Below are 16834 nucleotides of genomic sequence, written 5' to 3' on the forward strand. Positions count from 1 at the left end.
TAGGCGTGTTTAGGAACCTCAGGGCCTACCTCGAGGCCTTGGAACGCCGGGGGGAGCTCCACCGGGTGAGGGTCCCGGTGAGCGCCGAGCTGGAGATCGCCGAGATCGCGGACCGGGTGGTGAAAGGGGAAGGCCCCGCCCTCCTCTTTGAGCGGGTGGTGGGGAAGGACTTCCCCGTGGCCATCGGGCTTTTCGGCACGAGGGCGCGCACGGCCTTCGCCCTAGGGGTGGAGGACCTGGACGAGCTTTCGGGGAAGGTGGAGCGCCTCCTCGCCCTGGAGCCGGGGAAGGGGGGGCTTTCCGCCCTCCTGGGCCTCCTCCCCAAGCTTCCCCTCCTTCGGGGCTTCTTCCCCAGGCGGGTGCGGAAGGCCCCGGTGCAGGAGGTGGTGTGGCGGGGGGAGGAGGTGGACCTCTTCCGCCTTCCCGTCCTCAAGACCTGGCCCCTGGACGGGGGGCCCTTCCTCACCCTGCCCCTCGTCATCACCAAGGACCCCGAGACCGGGGAGCTCAACCTCGGCATGTACCGCATGCAGGTCCTGGACAAAAGGAGCACCGCCATGCACTGGCAATGGCACAAGGTGGGCCGCCGCCACCTGGAGAAGGCGAAGAGGCTGGGGAGGAGGCTGGAGGTGGCCGTGGCCCTGGGGGGGGACCCGGTCCTCACCTACGCCGCCACCGCGCCCCTCCCTCCCTTGCCGGGGGTGAGCGAGTTCCACCTGGCGGGCTTCCTCCGGGGAGCCCCCATTGAGCTCGCCAAGGGGGTGACCGTGGACCTCCCCGTGCCCGCGGAGGCGGAGTTCGTCCTCGAGGGCTACATTGACCCCGAGGAGCCCCTGGTGGAGGAGGGGCCTTTTGGCGACCACACGGGCTTCTACACCCCCGTGGACCTCTACCCCCGCTTCCACGTGACCGCCCTTACCCACCGGAAGGGGGCCATCTACCCCGCCACCCTCGTGGGCGTTCCCCCCATGGAGGACGCCTACCTCATTGAGGCCACGGAGAGGCTCTTCCTCCCCGCCCTCCGCCTGGTGCTCCCCGAGGTGGTGGACTACCACATGCCCCCCGAGGGGGTGGCCCACAACTGGGTGAACGTGGCTTTGCGCAAGGAGTACCCGGGGCAGGCCTACAAGGTGGCCTACGGGATGCTGGGCCTGGGGCAGATGATGTTCGCCAAGGTCCTCGTGGCCGTGGACGCGGACGTCCCGGTCAAGCCCGGGTTTGCTGCCCTGCTTGAGGCCCTCAAGCACGCCCTTCCCGGGCGGGACACCCTCCTCCTAAGGGGCCCCGTGGACGTCCTGGACCACAGCTCCCGGGCCTTCGCCTTCGGGGGGAAGCTCGTCATTGACGGCACGCGGAAGCTTCCCGAGGAGGGGGGAGAGGCGCCCTTTATTCCCAAGGCCCACCCCACGCTTCCCGAAGACCCCGAGGTCCTGGCCCAGAGGCAGTGGCCGGGCCTCTGGGGGGTGGTGCTGGCGAAGCGCCGCCCCCACCAGGCCTGGGAGGTGGCGGAGAGGCTCCTCGGCACCCCGCAAAGCGCCGGGATCCGGCTCCTTCTCCTCGCCGACGAGGACACGGCCCTCACCCCAGAGGAACTCCTCTGGTACGTCCTCAACAACATAGACCCCGAGCGGGACGCCCGGGTGATGCCGGGGGTGGAGGGGCCGGTTTTGGTCCTGGACGGCACGCGGAAGCTCCCCGAGGAGGGTTTCCAAAGGGTCTGGCCCGAGAGGGTCCGGATGGACCCCAGGGTGAAGGCCCTGGTGGACGCCCGCTGGGAGGAGTACGGCTTCAGGCCCTGAGGAGGCGGTTTCGCAAAAGCCCCGACCGGAAGGCCCGCACCCGCTCCAAATGCCCCTTCACCCGGAGGCGGAGCTCGGCGAGGTCCACGGGCCGGTTGAGGAAGTCGTCGGCCCCCGCTTCTGTGCCCTTTAGGCGCACCTCGTAAAACGCAAGGTACGCCCCCCCTTTGAAAAGGGTGTGAAAACTCCCTATAATCCCTCCTCGTGCTGGTGTGCCCCGCCCTCCTGCCCGCCTGGCCCCCGGCCCTAAAGGACCTCTTCGGGCGGGAAGGCCCTTTGGTGCTGGAGATCGGCTTCGGGGACGGGCGCTTCACCGCGGGGCTTGCCAAGGAGCACCCCGACTGGCTCGTCCTGGGGGCGGAGGTCTCCGCGGCGAGCGTCCTTAGGGCCTACCGGCGGATGAAGCGGGAGGGGGTGGAAAACGTCCGCCTCTACCACGGGGAGGGGCCTTTCGCCCTCAGGAACCTGGTGCCCCCAGGGAGCCTCCACCGGGTCATCGTGAACTTCCCCGACCCCTGGCCCAAGAAGCGCCACCAGGGAAGGCGCCTCCTCCAGGAGGCCTTTTTCCGGAGGCTTTCCACGAGGCTTGGGGAAGGGGGGGCTCTCCTCCTCACCACGGACCACGAGGAGTATTTCGGCTTCGCCCTGGAGGAAGCGGAGCGCACCGGGCTCTACCGCATAGAGGTGGGGCCACCCCCCGAGGCCCACCTGAAGACCAAGTACGCCCTCAAGTGGAAGGAGGCGGGAAGGGCCTTCTTCCACGCGGTCTTCACCAAGGTGGCCGAGGACCCCACCCCTTGGCCCCCCATAAGGAGGTACGCTGTGGCCCACGCCCTGCTCAAAGGAGAGCTCCCGGAAACCCTTTCCCTGGAGAAGACCCCGGTGCCCGTTCCCGGGGGTGTGGCCGTCTTTTTGGAGGTGGCCCGGGGGAAGGAGGGGTTTTACGTCCTCACCCACCTGGAGGAGGAGGACCTCACCCAGGACCTCCTCCTGGAGGTGCGCAGAAGCGCCCGCGGGGTCTACGCCGGGGTGAGCCGCTTCGGGAGCCCCCTCATCACCGAGGGGGTCAAGGGGGCGGTGGCGGCCTTGGCGCGCTTTCTGGAAACCCTCGGGCTTGAGGTGGCCCAGGACCACACCGGGGAGGGGCTAAGATAGCCTTATGCACGCCCACGTGATCCTGGCCGCGGGGCAGGGGACGAGGATGCGCTCCCGCCTGCCCAAAGTGCTCCACCCCCTTTTGGGGAAGCCCATGCTCCTCTACGCGGTGGAGACCGCCTTGGCCCTCAAGCCGGAAAGGCTCGTGGTGGTGGTGGGCCACGGGGGGGAGGCCGTGGCCGAGGCCCTAAAGGGCCACCCCGTGGAGGTGGCGTGGCAAAAGGAACAGCTCGGCACCGCCCACGCCCTTCTCCAGGCGGAAGGCCTCCTCCGGGGCTTCCCCGGGCCCTTCCTCGTGACCCAGGGGGACACCCCCCTCCTTTCCCCGAAGACCCTCGAGGCCCTCCTCCAGAGGGTGCGGGAGGGGGCGGGGATGGCCCTCCTCACCGTGGAGCTCCCTGATCCCACAGGCTACGGCCGCATCCTCCGCGAGGGGGAGGAGGTCTTGGGGAACGTGGAGGAGAAGGACGCGCCTCCTGAGGTCCGGGCCATCCGGGAGGTAAACGCCGGGGCCTACGCCTTTGACGGCCTCCTCTTCCAGGCCCTTAAAGAAGTGAGGAACGAAAACGCCGCCCGGGAGTACTACCTCCCGGACCTCGTGGCCATCTACCGCGCCCACGGCAAGAAGGTGGTGGCGGTGCGGGGGGTGGCGGAGGAGGCCCTTGGCGTGAACACCCGGGAGGAGCTCGCCCGGGTGGAGGGGGTGCTCCTTGGGCGGCTTCGCGCCGAGTGGATGGGGAAGGGGGTGCGGATGGTCCTCCCCGAGACCATCTACCTGGAGCCTTCCGTGGAGCTCGCCCCTGACGTCACCCTCTGGCCCGGGGCGGTCCTCAAGGGGAGGACCCGGATCGGCGAGGGGTGCGAGGTGGGGCCTTACGCCGTCCTCGAGGACACGGTGCTGGAACCCGGGGCCAGGGTCCTCGCCCACACCGTGGCCCAGGGGGCCCACCTCCACCCCGGGGCCTCCGCCGGGCCCTTCGCCAGGCTCCGCCCGGGGGCGGTCCTCATGGAGGAGGTCCACGTGGGGAACTTCGTGGAGGTGAAGAATAGCCTCCTCCACAAGGGGGTGAAGGCGGGCCACCTCGCCTACCTGGGGGACGCCGAGGTGGGGGAGGGGGCGAACATCGGGGCCGGGGTCATCACCGCGAACTACGACGGCAAAAGGAAGCACAAGACGGAGATCGGCAAAAGGGCCTTCATCGGCTCCAACAGCGTCCTGGTGGCCCCGGTGCGGGTGGGGGAGCGCGCTTTGGTGGGGGCGGGGAGCGTCATCACCCAGGACGTGCCCGAGGGGGCCTTGGCCGTGGCCCGGGGGAGGCAGAAGAACCTCGAGGGCTACGCCCTGAGAAAGCTCGGGGAGGAGGAGGGGTAGGCCGTTTCACCCTCCCTTCATCCCCCGGGTGGTAGACTGAAGGGCATGAACCTGGGCATGCCGGAAATCCTGGTGATCCTGGTGGTGGCCCTCCTCATCTTCGGGCCCAAGAAGCTCCCCGAGCTCGGCCGCTCCTTGGGCCAGAGCATCCGCGAGTTCAAGCGGGGGGCCCAGGAGATCCGCGAGGAGCTGGAGAAGAGCGTGGAGGTGAGGGACGAGAAGCCTGCGCCGGGGCCTAAGCCCCAGGAGGAGCCCAAGGCTTGAAGGAAGCCCCCCTGGTAGAGCACCTCGAGGAGCTCCGCGCCCGCATCCTCTGGTCCCTCCTGGCCTGGGCCGTGGGCACGGGGGTGGCCTGGACCTTCAGGGTCCAGCTTTTGGAGTGGCTGAGGCGGCCCTTGGACCTGGCGGCCAAGCAGAACGGCATCCAGGTGAACCTCATCGTCCTGGACATCACCGAGCCCTTCCTCGTCTCCCTGAAGGTGGCGGCCTTCGGGGGGCTTGTGCTCGCCCTCCCCTTCATCGTCTACCAGGTCTGGGCCTTCATCGCCCCCGGGCTCTACGAGCACGAAAAGCGCCTGGCCGTGCCCTTCCTCCTGGGGGCGGGGTTCAGCTTCGCCCTGGGAGCCCTTTTCGCCTACTACGGCTTCCTGCCCTTCGCCATCCCCTTCCTCCTGGGCTTCTTGGGGGACGTGATCACCCCCCAGATCTCCATCGGCCGCTACATGGGCCAGGTGCTTATGATGATGTCCGTCATGGGTCTGGTCTTTGAGATGCCGGTGGTGAGCTACCTCCTGGCCCGCCTGGGGATCCTCTCCTCGGCCTTCCTCGCCCGCAACTGGCGCATCGCCGTGGTCCTCCTCCTCGCCCTGGCCGCGGTCATCACCCCCACGGTGGACGTGGTCTCCCTCGCCATCGTCACCGGGCCCCTCCTCGTGCTCTACTGGGTTTCCGTCCTGGTGGCCCGCCTGGCGGAAAGGCAAAGGCCCCAGGAGGCCGCTTGACACCCTAAGGGGCTTTGCCCCCTAAAATAGCCCATGGACGAGCGCATCCTGGCCCTCCGCAAAGAGGTGGACCGGGTGAACCGGGAGCTCCTGCGCCTCCTCTCCGAGAGGGGGAGGCTGGTGCAGGAGATCGGCCGCATCCAGACGGAGCTCGGCTTCCCCCACTACGACCCTAAGCGGGAGGAGGAGATGCTGGCCTACCTCACCGCGGAAAACCCCGGGCCCTTCCCCGACGAGACCATAAGGAAGCTCTTCAAGGAGATCTTCCAGGCGAGCCTGGACCTCGAGGAGCGCCAGGACCAGAAGAAGTTCCTCTACTCCAGGAAGCACAAGCCCGAGCCCACGAGGGTGCGGGTCAAGGACGTGGTCTTTGGGGAAAAGCCCCTCCTCATCGCCGGGCCCTGCTCCATTGAGAGCGAGGAGCAGATGATGGAAACCGCCCGCTTCCTCGCGGCCCGGGGGGTGAGGGTCTTGCGGGGCGGGGCCTTCAAGCCCAGGACGAGCCCCTACGGCTTCCAGGGCCTCGGGGTGGAGGGGCTTAAGCTTGGCCGCAAGGCGGCGGACGCCTTCGGCATGGTCTTCGTCACCGAGGTCATGGACACCCGGGACGTGGAGGTGGTGGCGGAGTACGCCGACATCCTCCAGATCGGGGCCCGGAACATGCAGAACTTCGCCCTCCTCAAGGAGGTGGGGAAGGCCCGGCGCCCCGTCCTCTTAAAGCGGGGGCTTTCCGCCACCATGGAGGAGTGGTTCTACGCCGCCGAGTACATCCTCGCCCAGGGGAACGAGCAGGTGATCCTGGCGGAGAGGGGGATCCGCACCTTTGAGCGCTGGACCCGGAACACCCTGGACCTCTCCGCCGTGGCCCTCGCCAAGCAGGAGACCCACCTCCCCGTGGTCGTGGACGTGACCCATGCCGCCGGGCGCACGGACCTCCTCGCCCCCCTGGCCCGCGCCGCCTTGGCCGTGGGGGCGGACGGGGTGCACGTGGAGGTCCACCCCAACCCCAAGGTGGCCCTCTCCGACAACCAGCAGCAGATGGACTTCGCCCAGTTCGCGCGCTTCCTGGAGGCCATAAGGGACCTCCTCCCCGAGGGGTAATGGGCCTTTTGGACAACCTCCTGAACGCCTTCCTCAAGGCCACGGACCCGAGGCCCCGCTACACCGAGGCCCGCTGCCTCCTCTACAAGAACAGCGTGGGGGGGTGCGACAGGTGCTATGGGGTCTGCCCCAAGGGGGCGGTGCGTCTCGAGGGGTGGCGGGTGGAGCTGGACGAGGTCTTGTGCACGGGGTGCGGCCTCTGCACCGGGGTCTGCCCCGGCCTCGCCCTGGAGTACCCCTTGGGGGGCATCCAGGAGGCCCTGATCCGGGGAAAGGGGAAGCTTAGGTGCTCCAAGGCCGAGGGGAAGGGGGAGGAGGTGCTGTGCCTGGGCCGCCTCACCCCGGGGCTATTGGCCGAGGCGGGAAGCCGCTTCGGCAAGGTGGTCCTCGCCCGGGGGGCGTGCGGGGCCTGCCGGATCGGGGGGCCGGAGGTCCCCGAGCGCCTCGCGCGGATGGCCGAGGAGGCGAGGCGCTACTTCCCCGTGGAGGTGGAGGTGGTGGAGGGAGAACTCCCAGGGGAGAGGGTGGGAAGGCGGGAGCTTTTCCAGGCCCTCCTGGGAAGCGCCAAGCGCACCGCCGCCGACCTCGTCCCCGAGCTTCCCCTCGCCGTTTCCGAAGAGAAGGAGGGGGAGCTTCCCGCCGAGCTCCGCCTTAGGCGCCTCGCCGCAAGCCGGGCCCCGGAGGTCCGCTGGCCCCGGATCCGGGTGGAGGAGGGGTGCACCCTCTGCCCCGTCTGCACCAACGTCTGCCCCACGGAGGCGGTGAGGCGGGTGAGGGAGGGGGAGGAGTACGTCCTCTACCTCCAGGTGGCGGCCTGCACGGGGTGCGGGGCCTGCGTGGAAAGCTGCCCGCCCCAGGTGATCCGGCTGGAGGAAGCCCCTAAGGAGGAGGTGGGGCAGGAGCTGGAGCTCTTCCGGGGCAAGCCCCCTTGGTACGACCTTTGAACCGGGTATAATGTCCCCAACCTATGGACGCCGACCTCGTGGTGGTGGGCGGGGGCCTTTCTGGCCTTGTGGTGGCCACGGAGGTGGCCCAAAGGGGCAAGCGGGTCCTCCTCCTGGAGCAGGAGCCTTACCTCGGCGGGCAGGCCTTCTGGTCCTTCGGGGGGCTTTTCCTGGTGGACTCCCCCGAGCAAAGGCGCCTGGGGGTCCGGGACTCGGTGGAGCTCGCCTTCCAGGACTGGATGGGGGCGGCGGGCTACGACCGAGAGGAGGACTATTGGGGAAGGCGGTTCGCCGAGGCCTACCTGGAGTTCGCTGCGGGGGAGAAGCGGGCCTGGCTCGCCTCCTTGGGGGTGCGCTTCTTCCCGGTGGTGGGTTGGGCGGAGCGGGGCGGGGGCCTGGCCACGGGCCACGGGAACTCCGTCCCCCGCTTCCACATCGTCTGGGGGACGGGGCCTGGGCTTTTAGCCCCTTTTCTCCGCAAGGTGGAGGCCCTTAAGGCGGAGGGCACCCTCCGGGTCCTCCTCCGCCACCGGGTGGAGGAGGTCCTGGTGGAGGGGGAGAAGGCGGTGGGGGTGGCCGGGGTGGTCCTGGAGGAGGATCCCAAGCCCCGGGGGGCGCCCACGGGCCGCAAGGCGGTGGGGGGCTTCCGCTTCTTGGCCCAGGCGGTGGTCCTGGCCACGGGAGGGATCGGGGCCAACCTGGACCTGGTGCGGCGCTTTTGGCCAGCGCGCATGGGAAGGCCCCCGGAGAAAATGCTCTCCGGCGTTCCCGACCACGTGGACGGAAGCGGCCTCTTCCTCGCCGAGCGGGCGGGGGCCCGCCTGGTGAACCTGGACCGGATGTGGCACTACCCCGAGGGGGTGGAGAACCACACCCCCATCTGGACGGGCCACGGGATCCGCATCCTCCCCGGGCCCTCCCCCCTCTGGGTGGACGTCACGGGGAAGAGGCTTCCCCCGCCCCTTTTTCCCGGCTTTGACGCCTTGGAGAGCCTGCGCTACCTGAGGAATACCGGTTTTGACTGGAGTTGGTTCATCCTGGACCTCCCCACCCTGAAGAGAGAGTTCGCCCTCTCGGGCTCGGAGCAGAACCCGGACCTCACGGGGAAAAGCTGGCTCGGCGTGGTGAGCAACCGCCTCCTGGGCTCCGCGGCCCCCGTCCGGGCCTTCTTGGAGCGGGGGAAGGACTTCCTCGTGGCCCAGGACCTCTCCGAGCTCATGCGCAAGATGGAGGCCCTGGCCCCCGGGGTCCTGGACCCGGGGAGGCTGGAGCGGGAGGTGAGGGCCCGGGACCGGGAACTCCTCAACCCCTTCGCCAAGGACGGCCAGGTCCTCATGGTCCACGCCTTCCGCCGCTATGTGGGGGACCGACTTTTCCGCGTGGCCAAGCCCCACCCCTTCCTCGCGGGAAAGGGGCCCTTGGTGGCGGTGAGGCTTTGGACCCTCACCCGCAAGACCCTGGGGGGAATCCAGACGGACCTCAAGGGGAGGGCCCTTAGGCCCTCGGGAGAGCCCTTGCCGGGCCTTTTCGCCGTGGGGGAGGCGGCGGGGTTTGGGGGCGGGGCCTTCCACGGGTACAAGGCCCTCGAGGGCACCTTCCTGGGGGGGTGCCTCTTCAGCGGGCTCCAGGCGGCCAAGGGGGTCCTGGAAGGGCTAGAATAGCCCCATGCGGCTCCACCACGTGGGCATCGCCGTGGAGGACCTGGAGGAGGCCAAGGCCCGCTACCAAAGCCTAGGCTTCCGGGTGGTGGCGGAAGGGGAGGTGGCCCACCAGGGGGTGCGGGTGGCCCTGCTTCAGGGCGAGGGGGAAGCCCTCCTTGAGCTCCTTTCCCCCTTGGGCCCCGAGACCCCCGTGGGCCGCTTCCTCGCCAAAAGGGGCCCCGGCCTCCACCACCTGGCCTTCGCCACGCCCCGGATAGAGGAGGACCTCGCCCGGCTTAGGGCGGAAGGGGCGAGGCTTATAGATGAGGCCCCCAGGCCCGGCTTCGGGGGGCACCGGGTGGCCTTCCTCCACCCAAGCTTCGGCCTCGGGGTGCTCTGGGAGCTGGTGGAAGTCTAGTGCGCCCCTTTTACCTTCTCCTCGCCCTCCTGTGGATGGGGGTCCTCTGGTGGTTTTCCGACAGGCCCGCCACGGGCGCCGGGCTTCCCCATCCTTGGGACAAGCTCGCCCACTTCCTCGCCTACGCCCTCCTCGGGGCCCTTTGGCGGCGGGGCCTTGGGCGGTTCCTCCCCGCCTTCCTCCTCGCCGCCTTTTACGGGGTGGTGGACGAGGCGCACCAAAGCCTTGTGCCCGGGCGGGAGGCCTTCGGCCTGGACCTGGTGGCCGACTTCCTCGGGGCTTACGCGGGGGCTAGAGGGGCGGGTAGATGGGAAGCTCAAGAAGCCTCCCGCCCCTAGCCCCCGCCGCCTCCACCACCGCCCTGGCCACGAGCTCGGGGGCGATCCAGCGGGAGAAATCCGCCTCGGGCATGGCCTTGCGGTTGGCCTCGGTGTCCAGGGTGCCCATGGGGTAGACCACCAAAAAGCGCACCCCCTCCACCTCTCCCTGCAAGGACCTCAGGAGGCTCGCCAGGGCGGTCTTGGCCATGGTGTAGAGGGCCCTTCCCGGTCCCGCCCCCGTCCAGGCGGGCCCGGCGGCGAAGGCGGCGAAGAAGCCTTCCCCCCGCTTTTCCATGTAGGGGAGGACGGCCCTGAGGAGGTTGTAGGTGGTGCGGAGGTTCAGGTCCAGGATCCAGTCGTAAAGCCCGGGGTCGGCGTCCAAAAACCGCCCGGCGGCGAAGCCCCCCACGGTGTGCACCACCCCGTAAAGGGGGGCTTCCCGCTCCACGAAGCGGGCCAAGGCCAGGGCGTCCTCCAGCCGGGTGAGGTCGGCCACGAAGGTCTTGGCCCCCACGGCCTGCGCCCGCTCCTCCATGCGCTCTGGGCGGGGGTCGGAGAGGAAGAGCCTGGCCCCCGCCCGGTGGAAGGCGGGGATGAGGGCCCGGCTTAGGGCCCCTCCGGCCCCGGTGACGAGAAAGGCCTTCCCTTGGAGCATGCCCCTATTCTACGGGGAGGAAGGCCAGGGCCTTGGGGGCGAAGCCCAAGGAGGGGGTGGCCACCCTTTGGGGCGGGGAGGGGACGAGGTCGTAGACGTAGAGGAGGCTTCCCGAGGCCAGGTACAGGTACCCGTCTTGGCCTACGGCCCCTGCGGCGAAGTCGGTGTAGGCCTCCTGGACCGAAGAGGCCCTGGGCTCCAGGACTTGGAAGCCCCGGCCGTAGACCACAACCGGGTCCAGGGCGAGGCGGGGGGCGCCGAAGAAGTCCCCCAGGACCTCCTGGCTTCCCAGGGCCTCGCCCTGGAGGGTGTAGAGGCGGGCCTTTAGGCCCGCCCTCCCCAGGCCGAGAAGCCTTCCCCTGGCGGCGTCTATCCGGAGGTCAAAGGGGTCGGCGTCCAAGGGGGGGCTAAGGGGCTTTTCCAGGGAAGGGGTCCCCTGGGGGTCCTGGGCCGGGCGGTAGCCTAGGGCGCTTCGGGTGAGGTAGGCCAGGAGGTCCAGGCTCCCCTGGGGGAGGAGGGCGAGGCGGGCGGCGGGGTCCAGGCCCGTGAGGTCGGCCTCCTCCAGGTTTCCGCTCCCGTCCAAGGGCCAGAGGAAGGCCCGGGCCACGGCGGGGCAGTGGAGGAGGAGGGCGCCTTGCCCGAGGCGGAGGTACCCCCCCGTGCAGTCCACCCCTGGGGGCAAGCCCTGGTCCGCGGGGGTGCCCTTCGGGACAGAGGTTTCGCTGAAGCCCGAGGCGTCGTAGGCCTCCACCCGGTCGGGGAAGAGGAGGTAGAGCTTCTGGAAGGTGGGGCTGTAGGCCAGGTCCTGGAGGCCCGGGGTCGTCCACGTCTTCACCAGGGTTCCGGTCCCCCTTTGGAGGTCTTGGGCCCGGTAGAAGCGTACCCCGTCCTCTCCCCCCGCCGCCAGGAGGGCGGGAAGGGGGGGCTCCTGGCTTCCTGTGCAGGCGGTGAGGAGGAGAAGGAGGAGAAACCCAAGCCGCGTCACGGCAGACCTCCCAAGCGCACGCCTTCCTCGTCCATGAGCACCTCCGCCGCCTGCCCCCCGTAGAGGAAGGCGAGGCGCACCTCGCTCTTGGCCGCGTCCAGGGTGAAGCGCATGGCCCAGCAGCACCGGTCCAGGACCAGGACGAAGCGGGGCTTTAGGGGTTCCCCAGGGAGGTTCTGGCTGAGGAGGGCGGCGAGGTGGAGCCGGGTGTTCTCCCGGCCGAGGAAGGTGAGGGTAGGGCCGAAGTTCCGGAGGGCGAGGGCGTAGCCTTCGGGGCTTGAGGGCCTTCGGGTGTAGGTGAGGCTTCCCGAGAGGGAAAGCCCGGGGAGGGCGTTTTCCCCCGAGGCGTCAGGGGGCGAAGGCGGCCAAAGCTCCAGGCCCCCGCTAAAGGCGAGGTCCTTGAGGTAGACCCCCCCGTCCTCCACCTCCGGCAGGTGGAGGTTGGCCGTGAGGCGGAAGGCCACCTCGGGGAGGGCCTGGGTGAGGCCGAGGCGGAGGTTCGTCCCCCGGAAGCCCTCCTGGTACCGCCCGGAGAGGAGGAGGTCTAGAAGGGGCCCCGGGGCGCTTCCCGAGCGGAAGCCCGCCTGGTAGGCGAGGGCGGTGGGGTCCAGGGTGGCCTGGAGGGAGAGGCTTTGGGGGCCGAAGATGGCCTGCCCCGAGGCCTGGAGGGCGTCCTTGGGCCAGTCCCTCCGGGCCTGGAGGGTGTAGGCCTCCTGGCCTTCCCGGTAGGCCAGGGTGAGGCTCGTCTCCAGGGGCCCTTCCCCGTTCAGGCCGTGGCGGTGGGCGAGGTTTAGGCTTCCTGCGGGGAGGGCGTAGGCCCCCTGGAGGAGGAGGGGGTCAAAGAGGGCCTTTGGGTGGTCGTAGCGGAGGCTTGCCCGCAAGGAGAAGGGGTAGGGGGTGAGGCTACCCTCCAGGCGGGTCTCCAGGGGGCCTTCCTCCAGGCCCCGCTTGTGGTAGAGGAGGAGGCTGTACCCCTGGTCCTGGAGCCTCCCCTCGCCCTCCAGGGGGAGGTAGCCCGTCTTTTCCAGATCCCACCCTCCCTTCAGGCTCAGGGCCAGGGGCCTTTCCTGGAAGGCGAGAGCCAAGGTGGCCTGGTGGGTCCTCCGCTGGGGCAAGGCGTCAAAGCGGAAGGGGCTTTCCCCCTCCTGGACGCTCCTCAGGTAGCCCGCCTCGAGGCTGAGGCCCCCGAAGGTTTGGCGCAGGGCGGCCCGGGTGGTCCAGTCCACCTGGCGCTCGGGCTCCCCGTCGGGGTTCTGGGTGGTGTAGTAGAAGCCCCGGAAGCGGTTTTCCGCCTGGAGGCTGGCCCCGGGCCAGGGGACGAGGACGAGGCTTTCCGTGTGGGTGAGGAGAAGCCTGCCCGCCTCGGCGTAGGGGCCGAGGGCCCGGGCGGAGCGGTTTAGGGGGTTGGTCTCCGCCAGGTAGCGCCCGAGCTGAAGCCCCGCCTGCAGGCTGAAGGGGCCCTGGCGGAGGGTGGGGCTTTGCGCCTCCAGCTCGGGGAGGCGCTGGAGGGTGCGGGGCGGGGGGGTGGAGGGGTCGTGGTCCAGGAAGCCCTCGAGCCGCAAGGCGTAGCGCCAGTCCTGGGGGGCGGGGGTGCCGGGGAGGAGGGCCTCGAGGCGGAAGCGGGTGAGCTTCTCCCGGGTGTCGTCCCGCTCTATGAGGGCCGAGACCGAAAACTCCTGGCGCTTTAGGCCGTACTCCCCTCGGTACTGGAAGGTGTCGGGGGGGGTGTGGAGGAAGAAGTAGCGCTCCTTGGCCTCCCCGGTGCCGTAGTGGTCCAGGCCGAAGCCGTAGCCCCGGCCCTGGTAGTAGCGGAGGAGGGTGTAGCCGAGGCCGAAGGCGGCCACGTAGGGGAGGTCGGCCTTCACATAGAGGCCCCCCTCGTCCTGGCCCACCTCGAGGCGGGGCCGCCTCTCCGAGAGGTAGAGGAGGAGGACGGGCAGGGTGAGGACGGGCTTCTCCTGGACCAGGAGGGTCACGTCCCGGGCCACCACCCGGTCCCCGGGGTAGAGGACCACTTCCCGGGCGCGGAAGGCGTAGTCCGGCACCTCCTGGCCGCAGGAGGCGCACGGGGTGGCGTAGCCCTCCTCCAGGAGGATCGCCCCCGCCGCCCGCTGGCAGAGGGGGCCGGTGAGGAGGAGGTTCTCGGCCTCTATGCGGACCTCGAGGGCGTCAAAGCCCTCGTCCTCGAGGTCCACCTGGAGCTCCTCGGCCTCAATGAGGCGCCCCTCCCGGTCCCGGTAGCGCACCTTCCCCGAGAAGAAAAGAAGCCTCTTTCCCCGCAGGTAGACCACCCGCTCCGCCTCCAAGGCCTCCCCGTCCCGCTCCAGGCGCACCGGGCTTCCCACGAGCACCAAGACCTCCTCCCCCCCCTCCTCCCTTAGCTCCAGCCTCTCCGCCTCCAGCACCCGGATCACCCGCTCCTGGGCCAGGGCGGGAAGGAGGAGAAGGAGGAGGAGGAGGGGAAGCCACCTCACCGGCGCCCTCCCAGGAAGAGGAGAAGGCCCAAGGCCCCGTAGAGGAGGTTGGGCCCCCAGGCGGCGAGGATGGGGTTTAGGGCGTTTTGCTCCCCCATGATCCGCCCCACGCTCCAGGTGGCGTAGTAGAAGAAGGTGAGGACGGCCACCCCCACAAGCCCAAGGCTCCGGCTTCCCCCGAGGAGGTAGAAGGCGAGGCCCACGGCGAAGAGGGCGAAGACCAGGGCCGAGGCGGGCTCGGCGAAGCGGCGGTAGTAGGTGGTGGCCTCGAGGCCCGCCTTCACCCCTAGGGCCCTGAGCCTGGCCACCTCCTCCCTAAGCTCGGCGAGGCCCATGCGGTTCGCCGGGTTCTGCCAGGGCTCAAAGGTGAGGTCCTTGAGGTAAAGCTCCCCCCTTTGGAAGCGGGTCAGGGTGCGGGGGCGGTCCCCCTCGTAGGTGGCCCTTAGGCCCTCCTCCACCCGCAAGACCCCTCCCTGGAAGCGCCCCCTTTGGGCCAGGAGGACCTCCTCCCGGGAGAGCACCCGGAGCTCCCCGATCTCCTCCCCCTTCACCTCCCCCACGTAGACCACCCGGCCCCTGGCGTCCTGAAAGGTGGCCCCCGGGGTGAGGAGGGCCCGGGGGCGCTCCAGGACCTGCCGCCTCAGGAGGTCCTGCCCCTGGGCCAAGGACCGGGGCACCAGGCTCTCCCCCAGGAGGAAGGCGAAGAGGGCGATGCCGCTTCCCAAGAGGAGGAAGGGCCAAAGGACCCGCTCCCGCCGCACCCCCAGGGCCAGGAGGGCCTTGAGCTCGGCGTCTTCGGCCATGCGGGAGAGGAGGAGGAGGAGGGCGAAGAGGTAGGCCACCGGGGCCCCCCGCACCACGGCCTCGGGGGTGCGGTAGAGGAGGTAGAGGAGGAGGGTGTAGGGGTCGGCCCCTTTGGCCACCAGGGGGGCCAGGACCTCGTAGACCGCCCCCGCCAGGAAGAGGAGGACCAAGACGGCAAGCCCCCCGGCGAAGAGGTCCAGGGCTTCCCTCAGGAGGTAGCGGTCCAGGGTCTTCACCTTAGCCTCCAGGCCAGAAAAGAGGCCAAAGCCCCGTAGAAGAGGTCGGGGAGGTAGGCGAGGAGGGGGCTCACGTCGTAGCGGGCGAGCTGGGCCGTGAGGGTCCAGAGGACGTAGTAGCCGAAGATGAGGAGCACCACCCCCAAAAAGGCCCAGGAGGCCTCCTTGAGGGAGAGGCCCAAAAGGGCGGCGCTCACCCCCAAAAGGAAGCCCCCCAGGGCGTCGGCCAGGCGGCGGTGGAAGGCGAAGCGGGCCCCCGCCTCCACCTGGCCCCGGGCCCAAAGCTCCCTGAGGGTGCTGGTGTCGTAGGGGTCCCGGGAGCCCAGGCTCTCCTTGGGGCGGAAGAGGGCGGGGAAGGGGAGGAGGCCTTGGAAGGGTTTGGGCCTGTCCCCTTCCAGCACGTACCCCGTAAACCGCCACCCCTCCCGGTCCCAGATCCCTTCGGCGGCGCTGTAGATGTGGCCCTCCTCGTCCACCACCCGGACGCCGAAGAGGCGGTTTCGCCCCTCCTCGGGGCGCACCTCCTCGGCGTAGTAGACCCCCAGGCCCTCGAGGGCGTAGAGCTGTTGCCGGAGGGTGCCGCTCGGGGTCCCTTCCCCGTAGAGGAGGCGGGAGAGGGCCCCGTCGTAGGCCTCCAGGGCCTTGGGCCTGAGCTCGGCCAGGTTGTAGAGGTTGAGGAGGCCCACCAGGAGGGAGAGGAGGAGGAGGGGACGGAGGAGGGCCAAAGGCGGCACCCCGGCGGCGTAGGCCGCCTTCAGCTCCGACTGGCGGATGAGGCGGGCGAGGCCCACCAGGATGGCGAAGACCAGGCCCAAGGGCAGGGCCAGGCTTAGGGTCCAGGGAAGGCGGTAGAGGATCAGGGAGGCGATCTCCCTCACCCCCGCCCCCCGGCTCAGGAGCACCCCGGAGAGGCTGGAGAGGAGGTCAAAGGTGAGGAGGGCCACGAAGAGGAGGACCCCCACCAGATAAGGGACGAGGACCTCCCGGAGGACGTAGCGCCCCAGCACGGGGGAAGTATACGCAAGGCGGATGAGAAAACGAGGAAGCCCCGCCGCGGGGGGCTTAGGCGGCCTGGGCGATCACGTGGATCACCGGGAGGCCGAAGCGCTCCGCCTGGGTGTGGACATCCAGCCTAAGCCACCGGGAAAGCCCTGGGGGCAGGGTGGAGAGGACGATGGCCTGGTAGGCCCCGGGGTGGGCGAGGAGCTCCTCCTCTATGGCGAGGAGGGGGGAGATGTCCCCCGCCTTGGCCTCCTCCACGGGGATGCCTTGGGCCTCGAGGGCCCGCTTGGCCGCTTCCGCCTCCTCCTCGGCCCGGCGCCGCACCTCGTTCTCCTCGTAGACCCACCCGGGAGGGGGGACCGCCGGGACCAGGAGGACGAAGCGGGCCTTTGGGTCTTGGGCCAAAAGCTCCTTGAGCTTGGCGGCCAGCTCCGGGCTCTTGGCCGTGCGGTGGGCCACCACCAGGTACCGGGCCATGCCGCACCTCCTTTCCGTGGTTCCAGTATAGCGCCGGATTTAATGTATTTGTTCCAGTAAAGGCCAAGGGGCCGCCGGAAAACCCCGTAGGGCCTGAGGTTTTTTGCATACCCCTTTGCAAGAGCGAAACCCGTGGTATAATAACCCAAGTTGCTACCTATCCCCTGGATCTGAAAAAATAGTGGCCGCTATGCTTTCCCGTCTCATAGCGGCCTTTTGCATTATAGACGACGCCCTGCAAGCCATGGGCTACAAGGATGACCCCCAAGCCAAAACGCCCGCCTCCGCCATCCTCACCCTCGCCCTCCTTGCCGCCCTAGAGTTCGGCGGCAAGCACAACAAGGCCCTGGCCCTCGCCAAAGACCTCGGCCTCTTCACCCACGTCCCCTCCCCAAGCCGCTTCAACCGCAGGCTCCACGCCCTCTACCCCCTCCTTCTCCCCCTCCTCCAC

16 protein-coding genes and 2 pseudogenes are annotated in these 16834 nt (G+C 69.5%); 11 read left to right on the forward strand and 7 right to left on the reverse strand.

Features of this window, described 5'->3' with window-relative positions:
- Nucleotides 1–5: 5 nt before the first annotated feature.
- Entirely contained in the window at nt 6–1799 is a 1794-nt protein-coding gene (locus BLP62_RS05220) for a menaquinone biosynthesis decarboxylase (protein ID WP_093006560.1), read from the forward strand.
- A 34-nt stretch (nt 1800–1833) separates the two neighbouring features.
- On the opposite strand, the pseudogene BLP62_RS13510 reads toward BLP62_RS05220, so the two are convergent.
- Nucleotides 1834–1941, reverse strand: a pseudogene (locus BLP62_RS13510) (two-component system response regulator); the annotation flags it as partial.
- A gap of 62 nt (nt 1942–2003) precedes the next feature.
- Between BLP62_RS13510 and trmB the strand changes: the two are divergent.
- From trmB to BLP62_RS05265, 9 genes are read left to right on the forward strand one after another with little or no spacing between them, the layout of a single operon-like run.
- Nucleotides 2004–2954 (forward strand): tRNA (guanosine(46)-N7)-methyltransferase TrmB, encoded by a 951-nt coding sequence (gene trmB, locus BLP62_RS05225; RefSeq protein WP_093006562.1) that lies wholly within the window; start codon nt 2004–2006, stop codon nt 2952–2954.
- 4 nt (nt 2955–2958) lie between these two features.
- A complete protein-coding gene (gene glmU, locus BLP62_RS05230; protein ID WP_093006564.1) occupies nt 2959–4326 on the forward strand; it encodes a bifunctional UDP-N-acetylglucosamine diphosphorylase/glucosamine-1-phosphate N-acetyltransferase GlmU in 1368 nt (455 codons plus the stop codon).
- A 45-nt stretch (nt 4327–4371) separates the two neighbouring features.
- Nucleotides 4372–4590, forward strand: coding sequence for a Sec-independent protein translocase subunit TatA/TatB (locus BLP62_RS05235; protein ID WP_093006566.1), 219 nt, complete (start codon nt 4372–4374; stop codon nt 4588–4590).
- Nucleotides 4587–5327, forward strand: coding sequence for a twin-arginine translocase subunit TatC (gene tatC, locus BLP62_RS05240; RefSeq protein ID WP_093006568.1), 741 nt, complete (start codon nt 4587–4589; stop codon nt 5325–5327). Before BLP62_RS05235 ends, tatC begins: the two co-directional genes overlap by 4 nt.
- A gap of 33 nt (nt 5328–5360) precedes the next feature.
- Nucleotides 5361–6428, forward strand: a complete 1068-nt coding sequence (locus BLP62_RS05245; RefSeq protein ID WP_093006570.1) for a bifunctional 3-deoxy-7-phosphoheptulonate synthase/chorismate mutase — start codon at nt 5361–5363, stop codon at nt 6426–6428.
- On the forward strand, nt 6428–7372 hold the full coding sequence (locus BLP62_RS05250; RefSeq protein ID WP_093006572.1) for a 4Fe-4S binding protein: 945 nt from the start codon (nt 6428–6430) through the stop codon (nt 7370–7372). The genes BLP62_RS05245 and BLP62_RS05250 overlap by 1 nt, the downstream gene beginning before the upstream one ends.
- A 23-nt stretch (nt 7373–7395) precedes the next feature.
- The gene (locus tag BLP62_RS05255; RefSeq protein ID WP_093006574.1) at nt 7396–9033 is read left to right on the forward strand and encodes an FAD-binding dehydrogenase; all 1638 of its coding nucleotides are present in this window, start codon (nt 7396–7398) and stop codon (nt 9031–9033) included.
- Between the two features lie 4 nt (nt 9034–9037).
- The gene (mce, locus tag BLP62_RS05260; protein WP_093006576.1) at nt 9038–9430 is read left to right on the forward strand and encodes a methylmalonyl-CoA epimerase; all 393 of its coding nucleotides are present in this window, start codon (nt 9038–9040) and stop codon (nt 9428–9430) included.
- Nucleotides 9430–9768, forward strand: a complete 339-nt coding sequence (locus BLP62_RS05265; protein WP_093006578.1) for a VanZ family protein — start codon at nt 9430–9432, stop codon at nt 9766–9768. The genes mce and BLP62_RS05265 overlap by 1 nt, the downstream gene beginning before the upstream one ends.
- On the opposite strand, the gene BLP62_RS05270 is transcribed toward BLP62_RS05265, so the two are convergent.
- The 6 genes from BLP62_RS05270 to BLP62_RS05295 are packed head-to-tail and all read right to left on the reverse strand — an operon-like array spanning nt 9722 to nt 16383.
- Nucleotides 9722–10405 carry an SDR family NAD(P)-dependent oxidoreductase gene (locus BLP62_RS05270; protein WP_093006580.1) on the reverse strand — a complete coding sequence of 228 codons (684 nt, stop codon included), beginning with the start codon at nt 10403–10405 and terminating at the stop codon, nt 9722–9724. The genes BLP62_RS05265 and BLP62_RS05270 overlap by 47 nt on opposite strands.
- A 4-nt stretch (nt 10406–10409) precedes the next feature.
- The gene (locus tag BLP62_RS05275) at nt 10410–11390 is read right to left on the reverse strand and encodes a hypothetical protein (protein WP_093006582.1); all 981 of its coding nucleotides are present in this window, start codon (nt 11388–11390) and stop codon (nt 10410–10412) included.
- On the reverse strand, nt 11387–13864 hold the full coding sequence (locus BLP62_RS05280) for an LPS-assembly protein LptD (protein ID WP_093006584.1): 2478 nt from the start codon (nt 13862–13864) through the stop codon (nt 11387–11389). The genes BLP62_RS05275 and BLP62_RS05280 overlap by 4 nt, the downstream gene beginning before the upstream one ends.
- Nucleotides 13861–14904 (reverse strand): LptF/LptG family permease, encoded by a 1044-nt coding sequence (locus tag BLP62_RS05285; protein ID WP_093006586.1) that lies wholly within the window; start codon nt 14902–14904, stop codon nt 13861–13863. The genes BLP62_RS05280 and BLP62_RS05285 overlap by 4 nt, the downstream gene beginning before the upstream one ends.
- Nucleotides 14901–15911 (reverse strand): LptF/LptG family permease, encoded by a 1011-nt coding sequence (locus BLP62_RS05290; protein WP_093006588.1) that lies wholly within the window; start codon nt 15909–15911, stop codon nt 14901–14903. Before BLP62_RS05290 ends, BLP62_RS05285 begins: the two co-directional genes overlap by 4 nt.
- A gap of 55 nt (nt 15912–15966) precedes the next feature.
- A complete protein-coding gene (locus tag BLP62_RS05295; RefSeq protein ID WP_093006590.1) occupies nt 15967–16383 on the reverse strand; it encodes a hypothetical protein in 417 nt (138 codons plus the stop codon).
- A gap of 190 nt (nt 16384–16573) precedes the next feature.
- On the opposite strand from BLP62_RS05295, the pseudogene BLP62_RS05300 reads away from it, so the two are divergent.
- A pseudogene (locus BLP62_RS05300) lies at nt 16574–16834 on the forward strand (IS982 family transposase); the annotation flags it as partial.

Origin of the sequence: Thermus arciformis (assembly GCF_900102145.1) — a bacterium.
GTDB lineage: Bacteria > Deinococcota > Deinococci > Deinococcales > Thermaceae > Thermus > Thermus arciformis.

What these genes read in the sequence shown, in the direction of transcription:
- BLP62_RS05245 (WP_093006570.1), top strand. Translation starts at nt 5,361, where the DNA reads ATGGACGAGCGCATCCTGGCCCTCCGCAAAGAGGTGGACCGGGTGAAC.
- BLP62_RS05255 (WP_093006574.1), top strand. Translation starts at nt 7,396, where the DNA reads ATGGACGCCGACCTCGTGGTGGTGGGCGGGGGCCTTTCTGGCCTTGTG.
- BLP62_RS05250 (WP_093006572.1), top strand. Translation starts at nt 6,428, where the DNA reads ATGGGCCTTTTGGACAACCTCCTGAACGCCTTCCTCAAGGCCACGGAC.
- mce (WP_093006576.1), top strand. Translation starts at nt 9,038, where the DNA reads ATGCGGCTCCACCACGTGGGCATCGCCGTGGAGGACCTGGAGGAGGCC.
- glmU (WP_093006564.1), top strand. Translation starts at nt 2,959, where the DNA reads ATGCACGCCCACGTGATCCTGGCCGCGGGGCAGGGGACGAGGATGCGC.
- BLP62_RS05295 (WP_093006590.1), bottom strand. Translation starts at nt 16,383, where the DNA reads ATGGCCCGGTACCTGGTGGTGGCCCACCGCACGGCCAAGAGCCCGGAG.
- BLP62_RS05235 (WP_093006566.1), top strand. Translation starts at nt 4,372, where the DNA reads ATGAACCTGGGCATGCCGGAAATCCTGGTGATCCTGGTGGTGGCCCTC.
- BLP62_RS05270 (WP_093006580.1), bottom strand. Translation starts at nt 10,405, where the DNA reads ATGCTCCAAGGGAAGGCCTTTCTCGTCACCGGGGCCGGAGGGGCCCTA.